Raw genomic sequence first — 14,760 nt, 5'->3', positions numbered from 1 at the left:
TGAAGAACGCCGTTGGCCTTTTGCCGCTCATCAGAGAAGTAGGCGACGAGTCCGCCGTAGCCGTCGATAGCGAGGGAGGGTTCCCACACGGTGGTGGTAGTGGAGGTGGGACTATTGAAGTTCCAGTTGGTGAGTAGTCCCGCCTTACTCGTCATTCGATGTGTCGGAAATCGGTGGGATCTTCCCCGCGGGGATCGTCTGGGGCGCCGGACCTCGCCTTAGCCGCGGTGTCCGGCCACCCTGCGGGTTTTAGACATCCGGGTAAAGGGCTAATTCGCTAATAGTCCCGTGTGGAACCTCTGGGGAAAGTTCAACCGTGAATGTCTGGTGGTCATGCCGCGTCACCAGTACGCCGCGTCCAGGACTGTTGAGCGCTTCCCGGATTGCTGCGTCGACGGCCAGGTCAAGTTGGTTTTCAAGGTTCCTGCGCTGGGTAATCCTGACCTTGACGGCGTATTGGTCTGCCTGGTCAAGCATGTGTGCTCCTTCCTCTGGTCTTGTTGCCCGGCGTTTCAGGTGAATGAATCTGCCATCGTGCTAGGGAGTGTTGCTAAAGCTGGCGTTTAGCCAGACGAGCGATGCAGCGAGTTGGACGGCGGCGAGGTAGTTGCGTGCGGTTTTGTCCGATCTCATGGCGAGGCCGCGCCAGTTCTTGAGTCGATTGAATCCCCGTTCGACGACGTTGCGACCCTTGTAGGCCTCACTGTCGAACGCTGGCGGGCGCCCGCCAGCGGAGCCTTTTCGCTTCCGGTTCGCTGCCTGGTCAGACTTTTCCGGGATGGTGGCCTTGATTCCCCGCTCGGCCAGCCGGGCGCGGTTGGCCTTGGACGTGTAGCCCTTGTCCGCCAGGAGGCGGTCCGGACGGACGCGCGGTCTTCCCTTTCCTGGGCGCGGGACTCGAATCTCCTCGAGGGTGACGGCCATCATGGTCGTGTCGTTGATGTTGCCAGCCGTAAGGACGGCTGAGAGCATTCGCCCTTTGCCGTCGGTGACCATGTGCAGCTTGGACGTCAGGCCACCGCGGGAACGTCCGATCGCGTGGTCAGGCGGTTCGATGCCGAGTTTCATGTAATTCGACGAGACCCCCTGTGAGGCGTGGAAGGGTCGCTCCGTGCTGGTGGACGCGCACGATCGTGGAGTCAATCGAGGCGACCCAATCAAGATCTCCCAAGGTCTCCGCGCGGGTCTGGACATGTTCGAGTACCTTCGTCCACGTGCCATCCTTGGCCCAACGGTCGAAATTCTTGAAGACGGTGTTCCAGTTCCCGAAGCGCTCGGGAAGGTCCCGCCACGGCGCCCCGGTTCGGAACTTCCATGCAGTCCCCTCCACGACCAGGCGGCGGTCCGCGACCGGGCGCCCGTTGCCCTTCCATGCGGGAAACGGCGGTCCGATCACAGACCACACCTCGTCAGACACCAGAAAGCGATCGCTCATCACACCAGCCAACCGCAACAAGCCCCAAAAGGGGTTTAGCAACACGCTCTAGGGCCCCATCAGGACGGAGGCCGACGGATAGTCCGAGGCGAAGGCGTCCGACAGGGGTGCAATGAAGACATTTTCAGTGCGGGTCCTGGTGATTTTCCAGCCGCCGCCAGTCTTTCGGAAAGAATTGTTGAGCCGACTCGACCGCAGCAACGACGTCCCGTCGGAAAAGAGCCAAGGCTGCATATGGATCCACTGGCCGGTGGCGTTGTCACCGTCGACATAAATTTGTTCTGAGGTGAGGTAGTGGGCGTTGAGCAGCAGTGCGGGTTCCTGTTTCTCACCCCAGAAGCGTCTGAAGTGTTCGCGGATCGCCTCGTGCCCCTCGGCGCGGCCGAACTGATTGTCGTAGTACTCACCTACGCCTTCCCACACGGCATCCTCAGCGTAGAGCTCCACGATCAGGTCGATGCGGTGGGCGTCGTCACGGACCGCAAATTCAGGGCAGGGGGTGTCGCAGAGGAACATGTAGCGGGCCTGGAGACGGCGGATTTCGGCTTCAGCCTCCAGCACGTCAATGCGCTGGACCAGGCTTGCCAGAGTCGTTTCTTCAGACATCGTATTTTCCATATCGTTGTGTTGGTCGTGGGATGGTCCAACGGAGCTAGGCGCCTGCATTGCGCTGCATATTGCGCAATGCAGGCGGTGCCCTGCAAAACTGTGCGTTCGTACGCTTGGGTGGGACGAGAGAACGGCTTCCACTGGTGAGTCGCCGGCATGGTCTCCTGAAGAACCCAGGGCTCGACCATGCCGTGGCTCCTCGACGAACTGCCGGGCTGCGCTACTTGGCTGGTGCGAGGACGAAGTCGTAGCCGACTTCACGGCCGGAGCCGTCGGTCCTCTCCTGCGGATTGAGGATCAGTTCGGGTTTGACTGCCGATGCGATGTCATCCGTGAGGTGTTCGCCGGCCTGGAAGTACAGCTGCGTGGTGATGAGTTGGTGTTCGTCGGCACTGACCTTCAGGTGCAGGTGTGCAGGCCTCCAGGCGTGCCAGCCCGCTGCTTCGATGAGCTTGCCGCACGCCCCGTCTGTGGGGATCTGGTAGGGCGCGGGCTGGACGGTGTTGATCTCATAACGGCCCTCGGCGTCCGTGAGGATCGTGCCGCGCAGGTTCCACTCCGGAATGCCCGGGGCGAACTGCGAGTAGAAGCCAAGGTCATCCGCATGCCAGATCTCCACTCCTGCGCCGGCAAGGGGGCGGCCGTCGACGCTGGTGGCTTTGCCGTGCAGCACCAGGGGAGTGCCCGCCTCAACGTCGCGCATAGGGAGCGTTGCCGGGGACTCCAAGACCGGTGACTCGGGCACATAGTAGGGGCCCTCGATGGTGCCCTTGCTGCCTTCGCGGTTCTCGTTGGCCACTTCCTCGACAGCATGTTCAACCCACACGTCCAGGAAAAGCGGCCATTCACCGGTTTCGCCCACCTCGATCAGCCAGGCCTTGAAGGCGTTGTACTCCTCATAGGTGACCTTTTCCTCAAGGACGGTGTCTACCAGGGCCCTGATGGCGCGTGAAGCAAGCCGGTTAACCCGTTCGGTAGTAACTTCGGAGGTGAAACTCTTTTTGGCCCGGAAGCGCTCGGTAGCCTTCGCTCCCGAGTCAGCGGCGGTGGCCTGTGTTTCTACGGACATGGTGTTCCTTTCTGAGTGTCAGGGTTCATTAGCGATACCTGACGTGTTCCGTTACGTGGTGCTATCGAGGGCGGAAGGGTGCTGGGCGAGGGGTGTGACCTCGATTTTCATAAAGGGGTAAAGCGGGAGTGCCTGCAGGATTTCGTGGAGTTCGTCGTTGCTGTCCACGTCAAAGACTGAGTAGTTGGAGTAGCGGCCAACGACGCGCCACAGGTGAACCCAGCGCCCGTCACGCTGCAGTTCCTGGGAACGGGTCTTCTCGGTGGCTTTGGCGGCTTCGACTTCTGCCGCTGGCAGATGCGATGGGACACTTACGTCCATCCTGACGAGATAAAGCATGGTGGATACCTCCGGCGTGTGTTTGGTCTGTCGGCTAGCGGTCTTGACGGTAGCGTTCGAGCCGCTCCGGATCGATGTCGGCCCCGACGCCTGGAGCGTCGCGGACGCTGATCGTTCCGTGGGTGATGGTCAACGGTTCCGTCAGGAGGTCATCGGACATGTCCAGGAAGTTTGAAAGTTCACCGGCCCTGCGGGACGTCGCCTCGTGTGCCGCCCCGAATGCCACGGTGGCAAGCGTTCCAATTTGGGAATCGATCTGGTTCCCCATGACGACGTCGACGCCCAGTCCCGTGCACAGCCCCAGGATTTGCTGGGCCTCCGTAAACCCGCTGCGTGCTGTCTTGATGCTGATGGCGTTGCAGCCGCCGGAGAGCAGTTCCCGCGAGACGTCCCCGGCGGTGGGAACGCTTTCATCACCTACGACGGGGATGGCCGATTTGGTGACGAGACGGCGCCGGCTCATGGTCTCTTTCGCGTCGCAAGGCTCTTCCAGCAGCGAAAGCCCCAGCCCTTCTGTCCTTCGAAGGACCTCCAGGGCCTCGTTTGCTGTCCAGCCGCGGTTTGCATCCAGGTAGATGTCCGACTCTGGACCCAGGCCATCCCTCAATACGTGGCAAGCCCCGATATCAAGCGCGAGTGGGCGGCGCCCCACTTTGAGCTTGAAGGTGTTGATGCCGTATTCGGCCCTGATGCTGGCTGCTTCCTCAAGGAGCTCCGACGCTGGTTTGAATCCAAGCATGTGGCTCACCGACATGCGGTCCGTGTACCCACCGAGCAGCCTCCATACGGGTAAGCCGCAGGACTTCCCAATGATGTCCCACAGGGCGATATCGATGGAGCCCTTGGCGGCTTGATTGTGGACAGTCCGGTTGAGGATGGCATGGATCTTCCCGCGCTCCAGCGGGTCCAAACCCAGGATTGCGGGCGCGAAAATCGTCTCTACGACGGCGACGGCGGACTGCTGCGTTTCACCGTATGTGTAGGGGCGTGGGGGAAGATCTGCCACTCCGGTAATTCCCTCGTCCGTGTGCACGCGGATGAGCACATGCTCAGCGTCGCTCACATAGCCGCTAGCGAAAGCGAGGGGCCTTGAGTACGGGATCGAGTAGGGGATCGCCTCGATGCGATCTATCTTCAACTGCAACCCCTTTGGTCGTGACGATAACGTCGTTTCACTGGATGGGAGACAGGATCCGCGTCACGGGTCCTGTCTCCTCAATTTTCGTGGCCCGGCGGGACAACCAACAGGCGAACTATCACAGGCCTTTGTAAGGCTTTCTCTCCTGTCGCGGCAGGGAAATCCGTCGTAGGGTTCGGAAGAAACGAGACTAAGGAGGCTGTGGATGCGACAACGGAACTTCCATCGCATGTTTTTGACCTGCTACGTGGACACATTTGGTTATGGCTGGCACCACGTGGACCTGTTCGTTCATGATGAGCATGGCCTTGAGGTGAACTGGGTTCATTGGCAGGTTGATGAGGATGGGCCCATGGCGGCTGATGCCGTCACTGCTTTGGTCGAGCCTGAGCTGAAACGCATTTCTGAGTGGCAGCATGGGATGAGCGCCAACGGCATGGAATACTGGACGGCCGATGCAGCCTGGCGGTAAACGCACAGGCAACCAGGCACGCTAAAGAAGAGTGGCTCCGCTGGATAATTCCAGCGGAGCCACTCCTCTTTAGCGGTTTGTTTCAGTCACTTGGTAGCCGGGACAGGGCTCTCATCGGCGGCATCCGTAGCGTACTTGTTCTGCAGTAGGCGGCCTGTGCGGTCGGGGTTAAGGAAGAAGACCGACAGGACGCCGGCCACCAGAAGCAGCGCGCCTGCTACGCCGAAGGATTGGTGAACACCATCGGTCATGTTTGCGATCATCTCTGCTGTGTCCTTTTGCCCTGGACGGGTGCGGTAGCCGGCGTTCTCCATGAAGAGACCGACTGCTGTTGGGGAAATGATGGCACCGACAGATGCGATGCCTCCCAGGGTGGCCATGAGGACCGGCCGCTGCTGGGGGCCGACCGCATAGGCCATGGCGCTGGGGGCCATGGGGTAGATAACACTGCACCCGGCGGCGATCGTCAGTAGAGCTACGGACGCCGCGCCTGTTGTTGCGGGCAAAAGGAGGAAGGACGCTCCAGCCACGGCAAGGGAAACACCAAAGGGCACGCCGATGGCTTTGTGGACGCTGACGCCCCGCCTCATGAGGTAGCGACCGAGGATGCCTAGGGCGAGCAGGACGGCGGCTCCGAAGAGCCAGGGGAAAGTAAAGAACACAGCGACCATTTCGGGAGAGAGATTGACAACTCCCGCGAGGTATTTGGGGGACCAGGTGGTGAGGAACCCTTGAGTCCAAAAGTTGGTGAATCCTGCGAATACGGCTACGACGAAGGATCCAGACATGAGGATGGCGCGCCATGGAACGCGCTTCTGACGATCGATTCCCGTCAGCCTGTCCTGCTCAGTTGAGCCCGCTTCCGTCTCGCTGGCATGCGCCTCCGCATCGGTAGCTGCCTGAGATTCGGGAACGGCGGAGGCGTTGGGGGCTGGTTTGCCTCGCTTGCCGCCGTATGGGCCGTCCCCTCCCAGGATGAACCAGGTGATTGTCCAGATAAGTCCAATGATTCCCAATACGCCGAAGGCCCACCGCCAGCCGAAATTGACGATGATGACAGCGAGGAGGGGAGCTGCGACCACGGGCCCGAGGGTTGAACCGATGGCAATGAGGTTGCTGGGCAAGGACCTGTCCGCCGGACGGAACCAGGAATGCGCTGATGACAGTGAGATGGCCGTTGCGGGTCCCTCCGCACCGCCAAGCAGGATTCGGGTGACGAGAAGGACAGCTGCGCCACCGCCGAAGAGCATCGGGAATTGAAGGATTGCCCAGCTGAGTCCCATGGCGAGGAGCACCCACTTGATGGGGACTTTGCCTGCCCATATTCCCAGGAGCACCGATGCGATGGCGTACAGGAAGAAGAAGGCGCTGCCAATGAAGCCAAACTGGACAGTGCTGATGCCGAGTTCAGGGATCGCTTGTTGGGCCACGAGGCCAAGGACGGCTTTGTCGGCGAAGGCGATGATCTGGAAGAGAACGAGCATAACTGTGATCAGCCACGCCCGCTTGTTCATGCGGCCAGTTTGAACCGCGTCTGCCAGGGATCCTGGTTTTGCCGTTGTGGATGTCATATTTTGCCTCTGTGTTTAAGGGGAGTGGGGAAGCAGCAGATGCTGGCTTAGTCGGACAAAGCTGGCTGGGCGTGATGCCCGGCAGAGGTGAGGATGAGGGCGGCTTCTATCCGTTCACCGATTTCGAAGAGTTGCGGCTCCCGGCCGGGGAGGCCGATGAGCTGCAAACCAAGAGGCATGCCGGAACGGCTGCGTAATCCGGGGATGCTCAACGCCGGCATGCCCAACGCCTGCCAGGGTCGGCTGAGGACAGGACTTCCTGTGGCGCCAATGCCGCGCGGCGCCGCCCCCAGGGCTGCCGGGCCCAGGACCGCATCGAATCTTTTCGGCACTGCCAGAAATTTGCGGCGGGATGCGGCGATGCGCGCGAGGGCAGCTTGGTACTCCTCCTCCTTGATGCCGCGGCCCGCGGTGAGGAGATCGATGAAGGGCTGGCTCAGCGCCTCGGGTTGAGTCAGTTCGGCAGAACGCTCGACGGCGGCTTCCGCAGCCATCACTGTGGCGTGGTCTTTCGCCAAAGCGCGGATGAGTTCGTGGTCTGTCCACTCCGTGAGGTGGATGTCGTGGCCGTTGCCGAGGACTGCGGAGGCGTGGTCCAGCGCTTCTGTCATGTCCGGGGTCAGGTCGTCCAGCCCGCTGCCGTTCCAGAACAGGAGGTCCACGGAACCCGGGTTGTCCTGAACCTTGATTGCGTCGTAGCCGCCCAGGGCATTCCAGGCATAGCGAAGGTCCTTCACGTTGCGGGCCAGCAAGCCGAGGGAATCCAGGGACCTGCTCAATCCGGTGATACCGGTCATCGCGAACTGTCCTTGTGCGGCGACAAACCCTGCAACACCGCAGTAGGACGCTGGGCGGATGAGGGAACCGGCGGTTTGTGTTCCGAGGGCCAGGGACACAGTTCCGGCTGCGACGGCGGCTGCTGAGCCGCTGGATGAGCCACCGGGAGTGTGGTCAGGGTTGGCGGGGTTGCGGGTGGGGCCCGGGCTGAAGTAGCCAAATTCGGTTGTGACGGTTTTACCAAGTACGACGGCGCCGGCCTCCCGCAGGAGACGGACGCAGTCTGCGTCCACCTCAGCAGGAACACCGCATTTCAGCCGGGATCCGCACTCCGTTGGCAGGCCCTGGACGTCGATAAGGTCTTTCACTGCAACGGGGACACCCCACAGAGGCCCTTTTGTGCCACCGATGGTTTCGAGGGCGGATGCTTGCCTCGCGGCGCCGTCCTCATCCACCCTTACCCAAGCCCGAATTGACTCTTCCGTGTCAGCGATCGACTTGAGACTTTCTGCGACGGCGTCATGGGGAGTGACGATCCCGTCTCGGAGTCTGGCGGTCAGCTCCAGCAGGCTGTTGGGGGCGTTCAAACTGCGACCAGCTCCGGGGTTACGGAAAGACGATGAAACTGCCTCTTGAAGTAAACGAGGCTGTCACGCTCCTCCTGGACTTCAATTCGGTCTACCTGAACGAAGATCACTGAGTGGGATCCCTGGGTGCTGCGGTCGCTGATACGGCCGACAATTTTCACCAATGCGTCCCGCAGTACCGGCACGTTTCCGGCGTCCTTTTCCCAGATGTCCCATCCGAAGCGTTCCTCCATGGGCACCTTGGTCGCACCTGAGAAGTGGCGGGCAAGTTCCTCGTGTTCACCGCTGAGGACATTGATGCAGATCTCGCCGTTGTTCTTGAAGATGTCGTGTGTGGCACTGCTCTGGTTTACGCAGACGAGGACGGTGGGCGGCGCATCCGTGACAGAGCAGACCGCGCTGACAGTGATGCCTACCCGGCCGTGTGGGCCGTCCGTGGTGACGACGTTAACCGCTGCCGGCAAGTGGGCCATGGCTGAGCGGAAATCTTTCTGTATCTGGGAAAGTTCAGGCATTTCATTCTCCAACCGCCGTGACCGGAAACCGGTCGTTTCGTGATTCCTATGAGAAAAAATCTAGGATGCTTCCCGGCTAATGAGTATTGCGATTTATTCCAGCATGCTTTAGCGTTCGCCTTAGATAAATAGGTGACATCCTTACGGGCGTCTTCGTTGACTACCGGGTTGCGGGCTAGGTAGCTTCAAAGAAGCCCATTTCCCCCTTGCAAGGTCGTCATCCATGGATTCACCCGAAGCTCTCGTCTACATCGTCGACGATGATCAGGAGCTATGCGACTCACTTTCGTGGCTGTTGGAGTCGGTGAACATCAAGTCATGCATCTACAACGATGTGGCCACGTTCCTTGCCGAATACGATCCAGAACTTCCGGCATGCCTGGTGCTGGATGTGCGGATGCCCAGGACGGGTGGGTTCCAGCTGCAGGAGACATTGAATCAGGTTTCCTCGCCGATTCCCATCATCTTCGTATCGGCACATGGGGACATACGGATGTCGGTGAAGGCATTGCGGCAGGGTGCGATGAACTTCCTGGAAAAGCCGTACGATCCCCAGCACATGCTGGACGTGGTTCAGGAAACCCTGGAGCTGGCTCAGGAGCGCTTCGAAGCAGACCGGGGCAGACGGGAAATCAAGAAACGGATTTCCGGCTTGACTCCGCGGGAGCGGGAAATTCTCGCTTTAGTTATCGACGGCCTGCCGAGCCAGAACATTGCCCGGAGACTGGGTACCAGTGTGAAGACAGTCGACGTGCACAGAACCCGGATTAAGGCCAAGACAGGGGCAGACAGTATCGCCACTCTCGTCCGGGACATCCTGCAGCATGATGTACCAGTGAACTGATCTGGGGAGGTCGGCCATAGTTGCGAGGACCACAAGACGCAGCAGGCCGGCCACAAGGGCCGGCCTGCTGCGTCGTTCTTTAGTTTCTGCAAGAGCCCGAAAGCCCTTTTCTAGAAGATTTCCAAGACCAGTCGTGAACTCTTGGCTCTCGAAACGCAGGCAGCAATCTGGTCATTAGCCTTCTTCTCGCTGCTGGACATGCACTGGTCACGATGGTCAGGCTGGCCCGCCAAGACCCCCATGATGCAGGTACCGCAGATGCCCTCCTGGCATGTGGTGTCGATTTCGACATCGTTTTCAGCCAGAACCTGCACGATGGATTTCCCCACAGGAACCTCGAAAACCTCGCCGTCCAGTTCGACCTCAAAGGGGGTGTCGCTGTCAGAATCTACAGGTTCTCCGGCTTGGAAATGCTCGATGTGCACGTTGTCTTCTGGAATCACGGCAGAGGCGTGTTCTTGAACGCGCTTCATGAAACCCTCTGGTCCGCAGGTGTAGACGTGCGAAGCAGATGTCAGGCCCACGAACGCTTTGTCCAGGGCGGATGGTTGGTCCTCGCGTTTGAGACCGAAGTGGAAATGGACGCGTTCACCAAATCCACTTTTTTGGCTCATCAGGTCGCAGAAGGCCGCTTCGTCGCGTGACCGGGCAAAATAATGCAGATCGAAGTCCTGTCCGGCGCGATGCAGGTGGTAGGCGATGCTGAGCATGGGTGTGACGCCGATGCCTGCGGCCACGAGTATGTGACGGTCAGCGCTGGGCACGACCGCGAGGAGATTGCGTGGGGCGCTAATCTCTAGTTCGTGGCCGACTGTCACCTGGTCGTGGAGGGCGGCTGAACCGCCTCGCGACTCCGGCTCAAGTTTGACGGCGATCACGTAGTCCTCCGTGGAGTCCGGCGGGCTGCACAGAGAGTATTGGCGCACCACAGCTGTGGGTCCGACGATGTCGATGTGAGCACCCGCCGGATAGGGGTCGAACCGTGCCCCATCTACGCGCTGGAGGCGGAAAGATTTGATGTTGTTCGTCTCTTTCAGTACTTCAGCCACTCGTACCCTGAACATACCCATGGGGCAACGCTCCTTTCTTGTTTTTCAGCTCTCTCGGTTTCGGCAGTTATTTTCGCTGTGCTTAGCGCATGTAGATTCCGCCGTTGATGTCCCAGCAGGCTCCGGTCACCGACGAGGCGCCGGGGGAGGCGAGCAGGGCAACTGTGTCGGCGATGAATTCCGCATCACCGAACCGGCCTACCGGGATATTCGCCTTGATGGCGTCCAATTTGTTGGGATCCACCGTTTCGTAGACGACCGGGAGCTCCAAGGGCCCGGGGGAAACCGCATTGACCGTGACGCCGGAGGAAGCGAACTCCCTGGCGAAGACCTTTGTCAGGGTGGATACGCCGCCTTTGGAGGCGGCGTAGTGCGCCCCTGTTGCGGTCCCGCCGTTATGTCCTGCAAGTGAGTGGATGTTGATGATCCGGCCATAGCCCCGGTCCCGGAAATGCGGTGCGAACACCTGGCAGCCGAGGAACGTCCCTTTGAGATTGATCTCGACGTTGGCGGAGAAGTCTTCCGGGGTTATCTCCAGCAGGGGGGCGACCTTTGAGCGCCCCGCGTTGTTGACCAGGACGTCGGTCCCTCCCCATTTTTGGGCCAGGGCGTCCCGTACCGCTTCGAAATCCTCCTTGCGGCGGATGTCCAGTGCGCCGGCCCAGACGGTGTCCCCTGAAGGGTCAAGGCTGTCCGCGACCGGCTGGACGGATTCGGTGGTGGTGCCGGTGATCGCTACCCGGAATCCCTCCTTGTGCAGGGTCCTCGCGATGACTTCACCGAGACCGCGGGCAGCACCAGTGATTAGTGCGACGTTGTTCATGGTGCTCCTAGAGGAGGAAGCCGGAGGCGTTGACGGCTGAGTCGGAGTTGACCAGGCGGATGACCTTGAGGTCGATCCGGGCATCGTCGCCGGCAATCCTGATCCGGTGGGTGAGGTCAGCGCCGAGCATTTGGAACTTGTCCCTTTTGAAGCCCACCAGCACCTGCGCTGAACGTAGGGTCACGGTGTCCTCCGTGATCTCCTGGACCGTGAAACGGGAGATAGTCCGGGAGGTGCGGGCCGCAGCGACCGCAGACATGGAGTAGCCCTGCACCAGGCGGGTTACGCGCATGTGGCGCATCCGCGCGTCGTCGTAAACCATGTTCAGGGACGATTCGAAGTCGGCAACGTTCGGTTCAACCGGGATGACGTACTTGGCATCTTCTGTATATAGGGTCTGCCAGGCTTCGTAGTCCTTATCGTCGAGAAGTTGGGCTTCGAGCCAGATGAGTTCAATGGCTCGGGCGACACGGGGATCGGCCAAGTTGCCGAGGCCCAGGTTAAAGGGCTCGCGGGCTGGGCGGTTGTCGATCGCTTCCACTGCTTCGGGGGCCTCAGTTGTCATCGCTCATCATCCTTGTCCACATTGCGTACGATTCGCGCATGCCGGTTTCATCCGTCACGTGCGAGGTTTTCCAGCCTTCTTCAACGGTTTCTTCGCGGCCAAGGCCGCGGTTGACCAGGATAGGCATATCCGGGTTGGCTACTGCCCCGCGCTGGACCCGGTCCCATGCCTCCGAGTCATCGGAGGTGCCAAAACCGAAGGGGCCCTGGAAGTGCTCGTGGATACGGAGCCGTTCCCGGTTGACACTTTCGGGTCCGCCGTCCAGGCCAAGTGCCATGTGCTGGATTTCGGTTTCATTGACGGAGATGGGGCGGAGCACCCGGAAGAAGGACATGGACAGTGAGAGGTTTGGGAACAGGTTCAGGTTGTAGCCGGCGCCGTGCATGGTGCGGACGATGCGGCGCACCTGTTCCTGGGGCATCGTTTCGGACAGTTCGTCGATGATGTGGCGGAACCGTTCCTGGAGTTCTTCGGAACCGTCATCTTCTTCCAGGTCAACGTGTTCGGGGACCATAACAGCAACGCTGTGCCCGTTGCCCAGGGCATGGGTGACGGCCTTCTCGTCGGTCATGAAGGAGAGCATGTCAGCGGTCTCCGCATCGACCGAAGCCATCCAGGAGCGGTGCACGATCGGGAAGTGGTATCCGTCGGTGGTGTTTTCAAGCTGGATCTTCCAGTTTCCATCGAACCGGAATTTGTGCTCGCCCTGGACCTTCACCGGGAAGCCTGCGCCCTGCTTCATAAACCGGTCGATCCAGATCTTCGCGTCGCCGAGGAAATCCTCCAGGGGCTCGATGTCCGTCTTGAAAGTGGCGAAGATGAGGCCGTTGTACGACTCCACCCGCAGCTTTTGGAGCGACAGTTGCTGCTTTTCGATGACGCCTTCGTATCCGTCCGGGTACGGGATGCCCCGGAGGTTTCCCTCGAGCGAGTAAGACCAGGAGTGGTACGGGCACGTGAACCCGTTGGCCTTGCCTTTGGGGACCTCGCAGACGCTGGCGCCGCGGTGCCGGCAGCGGTTGAGGAGAACGTTGAAGTTGCCCTTGCGGTCTCGGTTGACTACAACCGGCTGCAGACCGACGTGCGTCATTTTGAAACTTCCTGCGTCGGGAATTTCGCTCTCGTGGGCGACCCAGACCCAGGTGCTGTAGAAGATCTTTTCCATCTCACAGTCAAAAACTTCGGGATCTGTGTAGAGACGGGCAGCAACACGGTCGTCGGCCGCCAGCCCGGCGAAACCGCCTGACCGGTCTGTAGTGGGGACAGTCATTGGTACTCCTTCAATTGCAGGTCAAATAGTGGTTGGATCTCGGCCAGTTGCCGTGGCCTATCCTGCCGGGGCTACGTCGTCACGGATCACGAGGGCGCGGCCGATTCGGGCCTCGACTGTTGCGTAGTGCCAGAGGGCGTGCTCGCCGATCATGGTGGTCCGGAAAAGGTTGCAGGCGGCCTTAACGGTCTCTTGGGTGTCAACGTCGGCGAGAATGTAGCAGGTCCAGGGCCAACCTGTGGAGGGGCCTACCATGTGGGAGTCGTCGTCCATGTTGCCGATGACGTGCACGCCTTGCATGCGGGCCATCTCGGACATCATTCCTGAGAATGCGGTCCAGACACTGCCGATGTCATTCTTGGGAAGGTCGAAAAAGTTCTGGTTGATTCCGATGCAGAAAAGCACTCGCAGGGGTTCGCTGGGGGTAGTCACGTTGGCTCCTTGGTGCAGTGTTCTAGATGAATGCCGGGATGGATGGCGGGGTGTCCATGAGTACTGCGCCTGCGCCGTCGTAGATTCCGTCTCCGAGGAAGGCGTGCTGGGTTACAACGGAGGCGTCCCGGAGGTATCGCTGCATTGGGTTGGAATCGTAGATGGCAGCGGTTCCGGACAACGTGTATGCGCTCTGGACTGCTGCCGCTCCCACCTTCGCCACATGGGTGGAGGCCAGGCGAAGGAGAGCCTTTTGCTTGTCTGTGGCCGGGTCGCCTGCAGTTACAGTGGCGAACACTTCTTCGGAAATGTCGTAGAAGAACGCACGGGCCGACAGCAGGGACGCTTCGGCTTTGGCGATGTCGATGCGGTAGTAGGCCCGATCTGCCAGTTTAGGGGCGCCGGTGATCCCGCTGCGTCCACTGCCTACGCGGGTGGCGTAGTCGAGCGCTGCCCGGCCTGTGCCCAGGTTTACGGCCGCAAGGACCTGGGCAGCATAGGCAATTGCCGGGTAGCGGTAGAGCGGCTCATCGACGGTCGGTTCGCCACCCCGTATGAACGTCCATTCATCCGGTACGAACTCTCCCTGCACGCGCAAATCGTTGCTGCCGGTGCCCTTGAGTCCAATGACATCCCAATTTTCGACAATCTGAACCTGGTCCGGACGCAGCAGGGCAGTGAGGGGCTTTCCGTTGTTGTCGTCTCCGCCTGCCAGCCCGACGCCGATGATGTCCGCACCGCGGCAGCCGCTTGAAAACTTCCATTCCCCGGTGACGTTCCATCCACCAGGGAACCGGTCTGCCTTTTGGACGGGGAAGAGCCCGCCTGCGAAGACAACGTCCGGGCCTTCGGCATAAAGCTTCGCCTGGGTTTCCAGCGGCAGGGCCGCCAGATACACGGCAGAACCGAAACTCGCGACCCAGCCGGCCGAGGCGTCAACGGCGGAGATGCGCTCAACAATCCTCAGAAATTCAGCGGGAGGCAGGGCGTCGCCTCCGAATTGTTTGGGAGTTGCTGAGCGGTAGATTCCGGCCTTTTTGAACTCAGCGATCACATCTTCGGGCAGCGACTTCTGTTCGCTGAATTCTTCGCGGCGACGCTCCACCGTCTTCAGCACCTCGTCTAAGGTGGCGCTTGAAGTCGGGTTTAGGACTTCTGTCATGTGTGGCTCCCAAGGGGTTCAGCAACGAATTTTGTCTGCTTCAAAGCTATGGGGGTGCCGATGACGCAACAATTGGAGATTCTTCGCGGGCCAGCACAGCATT

16 protein-coding genes and 1 pseudogene are annotated in these 14,760 nt (G+C 60.3%); 2 read left to right on the top strand and 15 right to left on the bottom strand.

Annotated elements, in window-relative coordinates:
• Positions 1-249: 249 nt before the first annotated feature.
• The 6 genes and pseudogenes from AU175_RS01330 to AU175_RS01300 all read right to left on the bottom strand — a co-directional run bounded on the left by AU175_RS01330 (position 250) and on the right by AU175_RS01300 (position 4,590).
• Positions 250-477: a hypothetical protein gene (locus AU175_RS01330; protein ID WP_066285265.1), complete on the bottom strand. Its 228-nt coding sequence runs from the start codon at positions 475-477 to the stop codon at positions 250-252.
• 60 nt (positions 478-537) lie between these two features.
• Positions 538-1,435, bottom strand: a pseudogene (locus AU175_RS21060) (IS5 family transposase).
• A 48-nt stretch (positions 1,436-1,483) separates the two neighbouring features.
• On the bottom strand, positions 1,484-2,041 hold the full coding sequence (locus AU175_RS01315; RefSeq protein WP_066285262.1) for a nuclear transport factor 2 family protein: 558 nt from the start codon (positions 2,039-2,041) through the stop codon (positions 1,484-1,486).
• A 223-nt stretch (positions 2,042-2,264) separates the two neighbouring features.
• Positions 2,265-3,113, bottom strand: coding sequence for a catechol 1,2-dioxygenase (gene catA / locus AU175_RS01310; RefSeq protein ID WP_066285261.1), 849 nt, complete (start codon positions 3,111-3,113; stop codon positions 2,265-2,267).
• A 51-nt stretch (positions 3,114-3,164) separates the two neighbouring features.
• On the bottom strand, positions 3,165-3,452 hold the full coding sequence (gene catC, locus AU175_RS01305; protein WP_066285260.1) for a muconolactone Delta-isomerase: 288 nt from the start codon (positions 3,450-3,452) through the stop codon (positions 3,165-3,167).
• 34 nt (positions 3,453-3,486) lie between these two features.
• Positions 3,487-4,590, bottom strand: a complete 1,104-nt coding sequence (locus AU175_RS01300) for a mandelate racemase/muconate lactonizing enzyme family protein (RefSeq protein ID WP_066285259.1) — start codon at positions 4,588-4,590, stop codon at positions 3,487-3,489.
• 205 nt (positions 4,591-4,795) lie between these two features.
• Here AU175_RS01300 and AU175_RS01295 point away from each other — a divergent pair, with 205 nt between their 5' ends.
• A complete protein-coding gene (locus AU175_RS01295) occupies positions 4,796-5,062 on the top strand; it encodes a hypothetical protein (protein ID WP_066285258.1) in 267 nt (88 codons plus the stop codon).
• A gap of 86 nt (positions 5,063-5,148) precedes the next feature.
• Here AU175_RS01295 and AU175_RS01290 read toward each other — a convergent pair whose 3' ends face one another.
• From AU175_RS01290 to hpaC, 3 genes are all read right to left on the bottom strand, one after another.
• Complete coding sequence (locus tag AU175_RS01290; RefSeq protein WP_231938413.1) at positions 5,149-6,576, bottom strand: MFS transporter; 1,428 nt, start codon at positions 6,574-6,576, stop codon at positions 5,149-5,151.
• 104 nt (positions 6,577-6,680) lie between these two features.
• Positions 6,681-7,997: an amidase gene (locus AU175_RS01285; RefSeq protein WP_066285256.1), complete on the bottom strand. Its 1,317-nt coding sequence runs from the start codon at positions 7,995-7,997 to the stop codon at positions 6,681-6,683.
• Positions 7,994-8,512, bottom strand: coding sequence for a 4-hydroxyphenylacetate 3-monooxygenase, reductase component (hpaC, locus tag AU175_RS01280; RefSeq protein WP_066285255.1), 519 nt, complete (start codon positions 8,510-8,512; stop codon positions 7,994-7,996). The genes AU175_RS01285 and hpaC overlap by 4 nt, the downstream gene beginning before the upstream one ends.
• A 223-nt stretch (positions 8,513-8,735) precedes the next feature.
• Here hpaC and AU175_RS01275 point away from each other — a divergent pair, with 223 nt between their 5' ends.
• Complete coding sequence (locus tag AU175_RS01275; protein ID WP_066285254.1) at positions 8,736-9,356, top strand: response regulator transcription factor; 621 nt, start codon at positions 8,736-8,738, stop codon at positions 9,354-9,356.
• A 110-nt stretch (positions 9,357-9,466) separates the two neighbouring features.
• Here the strand turns inward: AU175_RS01275 and AU175_RS01270 are convergent, their stop codons facing one another.
• The 6 genes from AU175_RS01270 to AU175_RS01245 all read right to left on the bottom strand — a co-directional run bounded on the left by AU175_RS01270 (position 9,467) and on the right by AU175_RS01245 (position 14,657).
• A complete protein-coding gene (locus AU175_RS01270) occupies positions 9,467-10,405 on the bottom strand; it encodes a PDR/VanB family oxidoreductase (protein WP_231938412.1) in 939 nt (312 codons plus the stop codon).
• Positions 10,406-10,487: 82 nt separating this feature from the next.
• Positions 10,488-11,228, bottom strand: coding sequence for an SDR family NAD(P)-dependent oxidoreductase (locus AU175_RS01265; RefSeq protein WP_066285252.1), 741 nt, complete (start codon positions 11,226-11,228; stop codon positions 10,488-10,490).
• A 7-nt stretch (positions 11,229-11,235) separates the two neighbouring features.
• Positions 11,236-11,793: an aromatic-ring-hydroxylating dioxygenase subunit beta gene (locus AU175_RS01260; protein WP_082978945.1), complete on the bottom strand. Its 558-nt coding sequence runs from the start codon at positions 11,791-11,793 to the stop codon at positions 11,236-11,238.
• Entirely contained in the window at positions 11,783-13,063 is a 1,281-nt protein-coding gene (locus AU175_RS01255) for an aromatic ring-hydroxylating oxygenase subunit alpha (protein WP_066285251.1), read from the bottom strand. Before AU175_RS01255 ends, AU175_RS01260 begins: the two co-directional genes overlap by 11 nt.
• Positions 13,064-13,120: 57 nt before the next feature.
• On the bottom strand, positions 13,121-13,495 hold the full coding sequence (locus AU175_RS01250) for a hypothetical protein (protein WP_066285250.1): 375 nt from the start codon (positions 13,493-13,495) through the stop codon (positions 13,121-13,123).
• A 22-nt stretch (positions 13,496-13,517) separates the two neighbouring features.
• Positions 13,518-14,657, bottom strand: a complete 1,140-nt coding sequence (locus AU175_RS01245; protein WP_066285249.1) for an acyl-CoA dehydrogenase family protein — start codon at positions 14,655-14,657, stop codon at positions 13,518-13,520.
• Between the last annotated feature and the right edge of the window lie 103 nt (positions 14,658-14,760).

It is taken from the genome of Arthrobacter sp. B6, assembly GCF_001663775.1.
Taxonomy (GTDB): Bacteria; Actinomycetota; Actinomycetes; order Actinomycetales; family Micrococcaceae; genus Arthrobacter.
This window is presented reverse-complemented; position numbering and strand designations above follow the sequence as displayed.

Bases quoted from the DNA above. Each gene is read 5' to 3' on its own strand.
- AU175_RS01330 (WP_066285265.1), bottom strand. From the start codon at position 477: ATGCTTGACCAGGCAGACCAATACGCCGTCAAGGTCAGGATTACCCAG.
- AU175_RS01315 (WP_066285262.1), bottom strand. From the start codon at position 2,041: ATGTCTGAAGAAACGACTCTGGCAAGCCTGGTCCAGCGCATTGACGTG.
- catA (WP_066285261.1), bottom strand. From the start codon at position 3,113: ATGTCCGTAGAAACACAGGCCACCGCCGCTGACTCGGGAGCGAAGGCT.
- catC (WP_066285260.1), bottom strand. From the start codon at position 3,452: ATGCTTTATCTCGTCAGGATGGACGTAAGTGTCCCATCGCATCTGCCA.
- AU175_RS01295 (WP_066285258.1), top strand. From the start codon at position 4,796: ATGCGACAACGGAACTTCCATCGCATGTTTTTGACCTGCTACGTGGAC.
- AU175_RS01290 (WP_231938413.1), bottom strand. From the start codon at position 6,576: ATGAACAAGCGGGCGTGGCTGATCACAGTTATGCTCGTTCTCTTCCAG.
- hpaC (WP_066285255.1), bottom strand. From the start codon at position 8,512: ATGCCTGAACTTTCCCAGATACAGAAAGATTTCCGCTCAGCCATGGCC.
- AU175_RS01275 (WP_066285254.1), top strand. From the start codon at position 8,736: ATGGATTCACCCGAAGCTCTCGTCTACATCGTCGACGATGATCAGGAG.
- AU175_RS01265 (WP_066285252.1), bottom strand. From the start codon at position 11,228: ATGAACAACGTCGCACTAATCACTGGTGCTGCCCGCGGTCTCGGTGAA.
- AU175_RS01260 (WP_082978945.1), bottom strand. From the start codon at position 11,793: ATGACAACTGAGGCCCCCGAAGCAGTGGAAGCGATCGACAACCGCCCA.
- AU175_RS01255 (WP_066285251.1), bottom strand. From the start codon at position 13,063: ATGACTGTCCCCACTACAGACCGGTCAGGCGGTTTCGCCGGGCTGGCG.
- AU175_RS01245 (WP_066285249.1), bottom strand. From the start codon at position 14,657: ATGACAGAAGTCCTAAACCCGACTTCAAGCGCCACCTTAGACGAGGTG.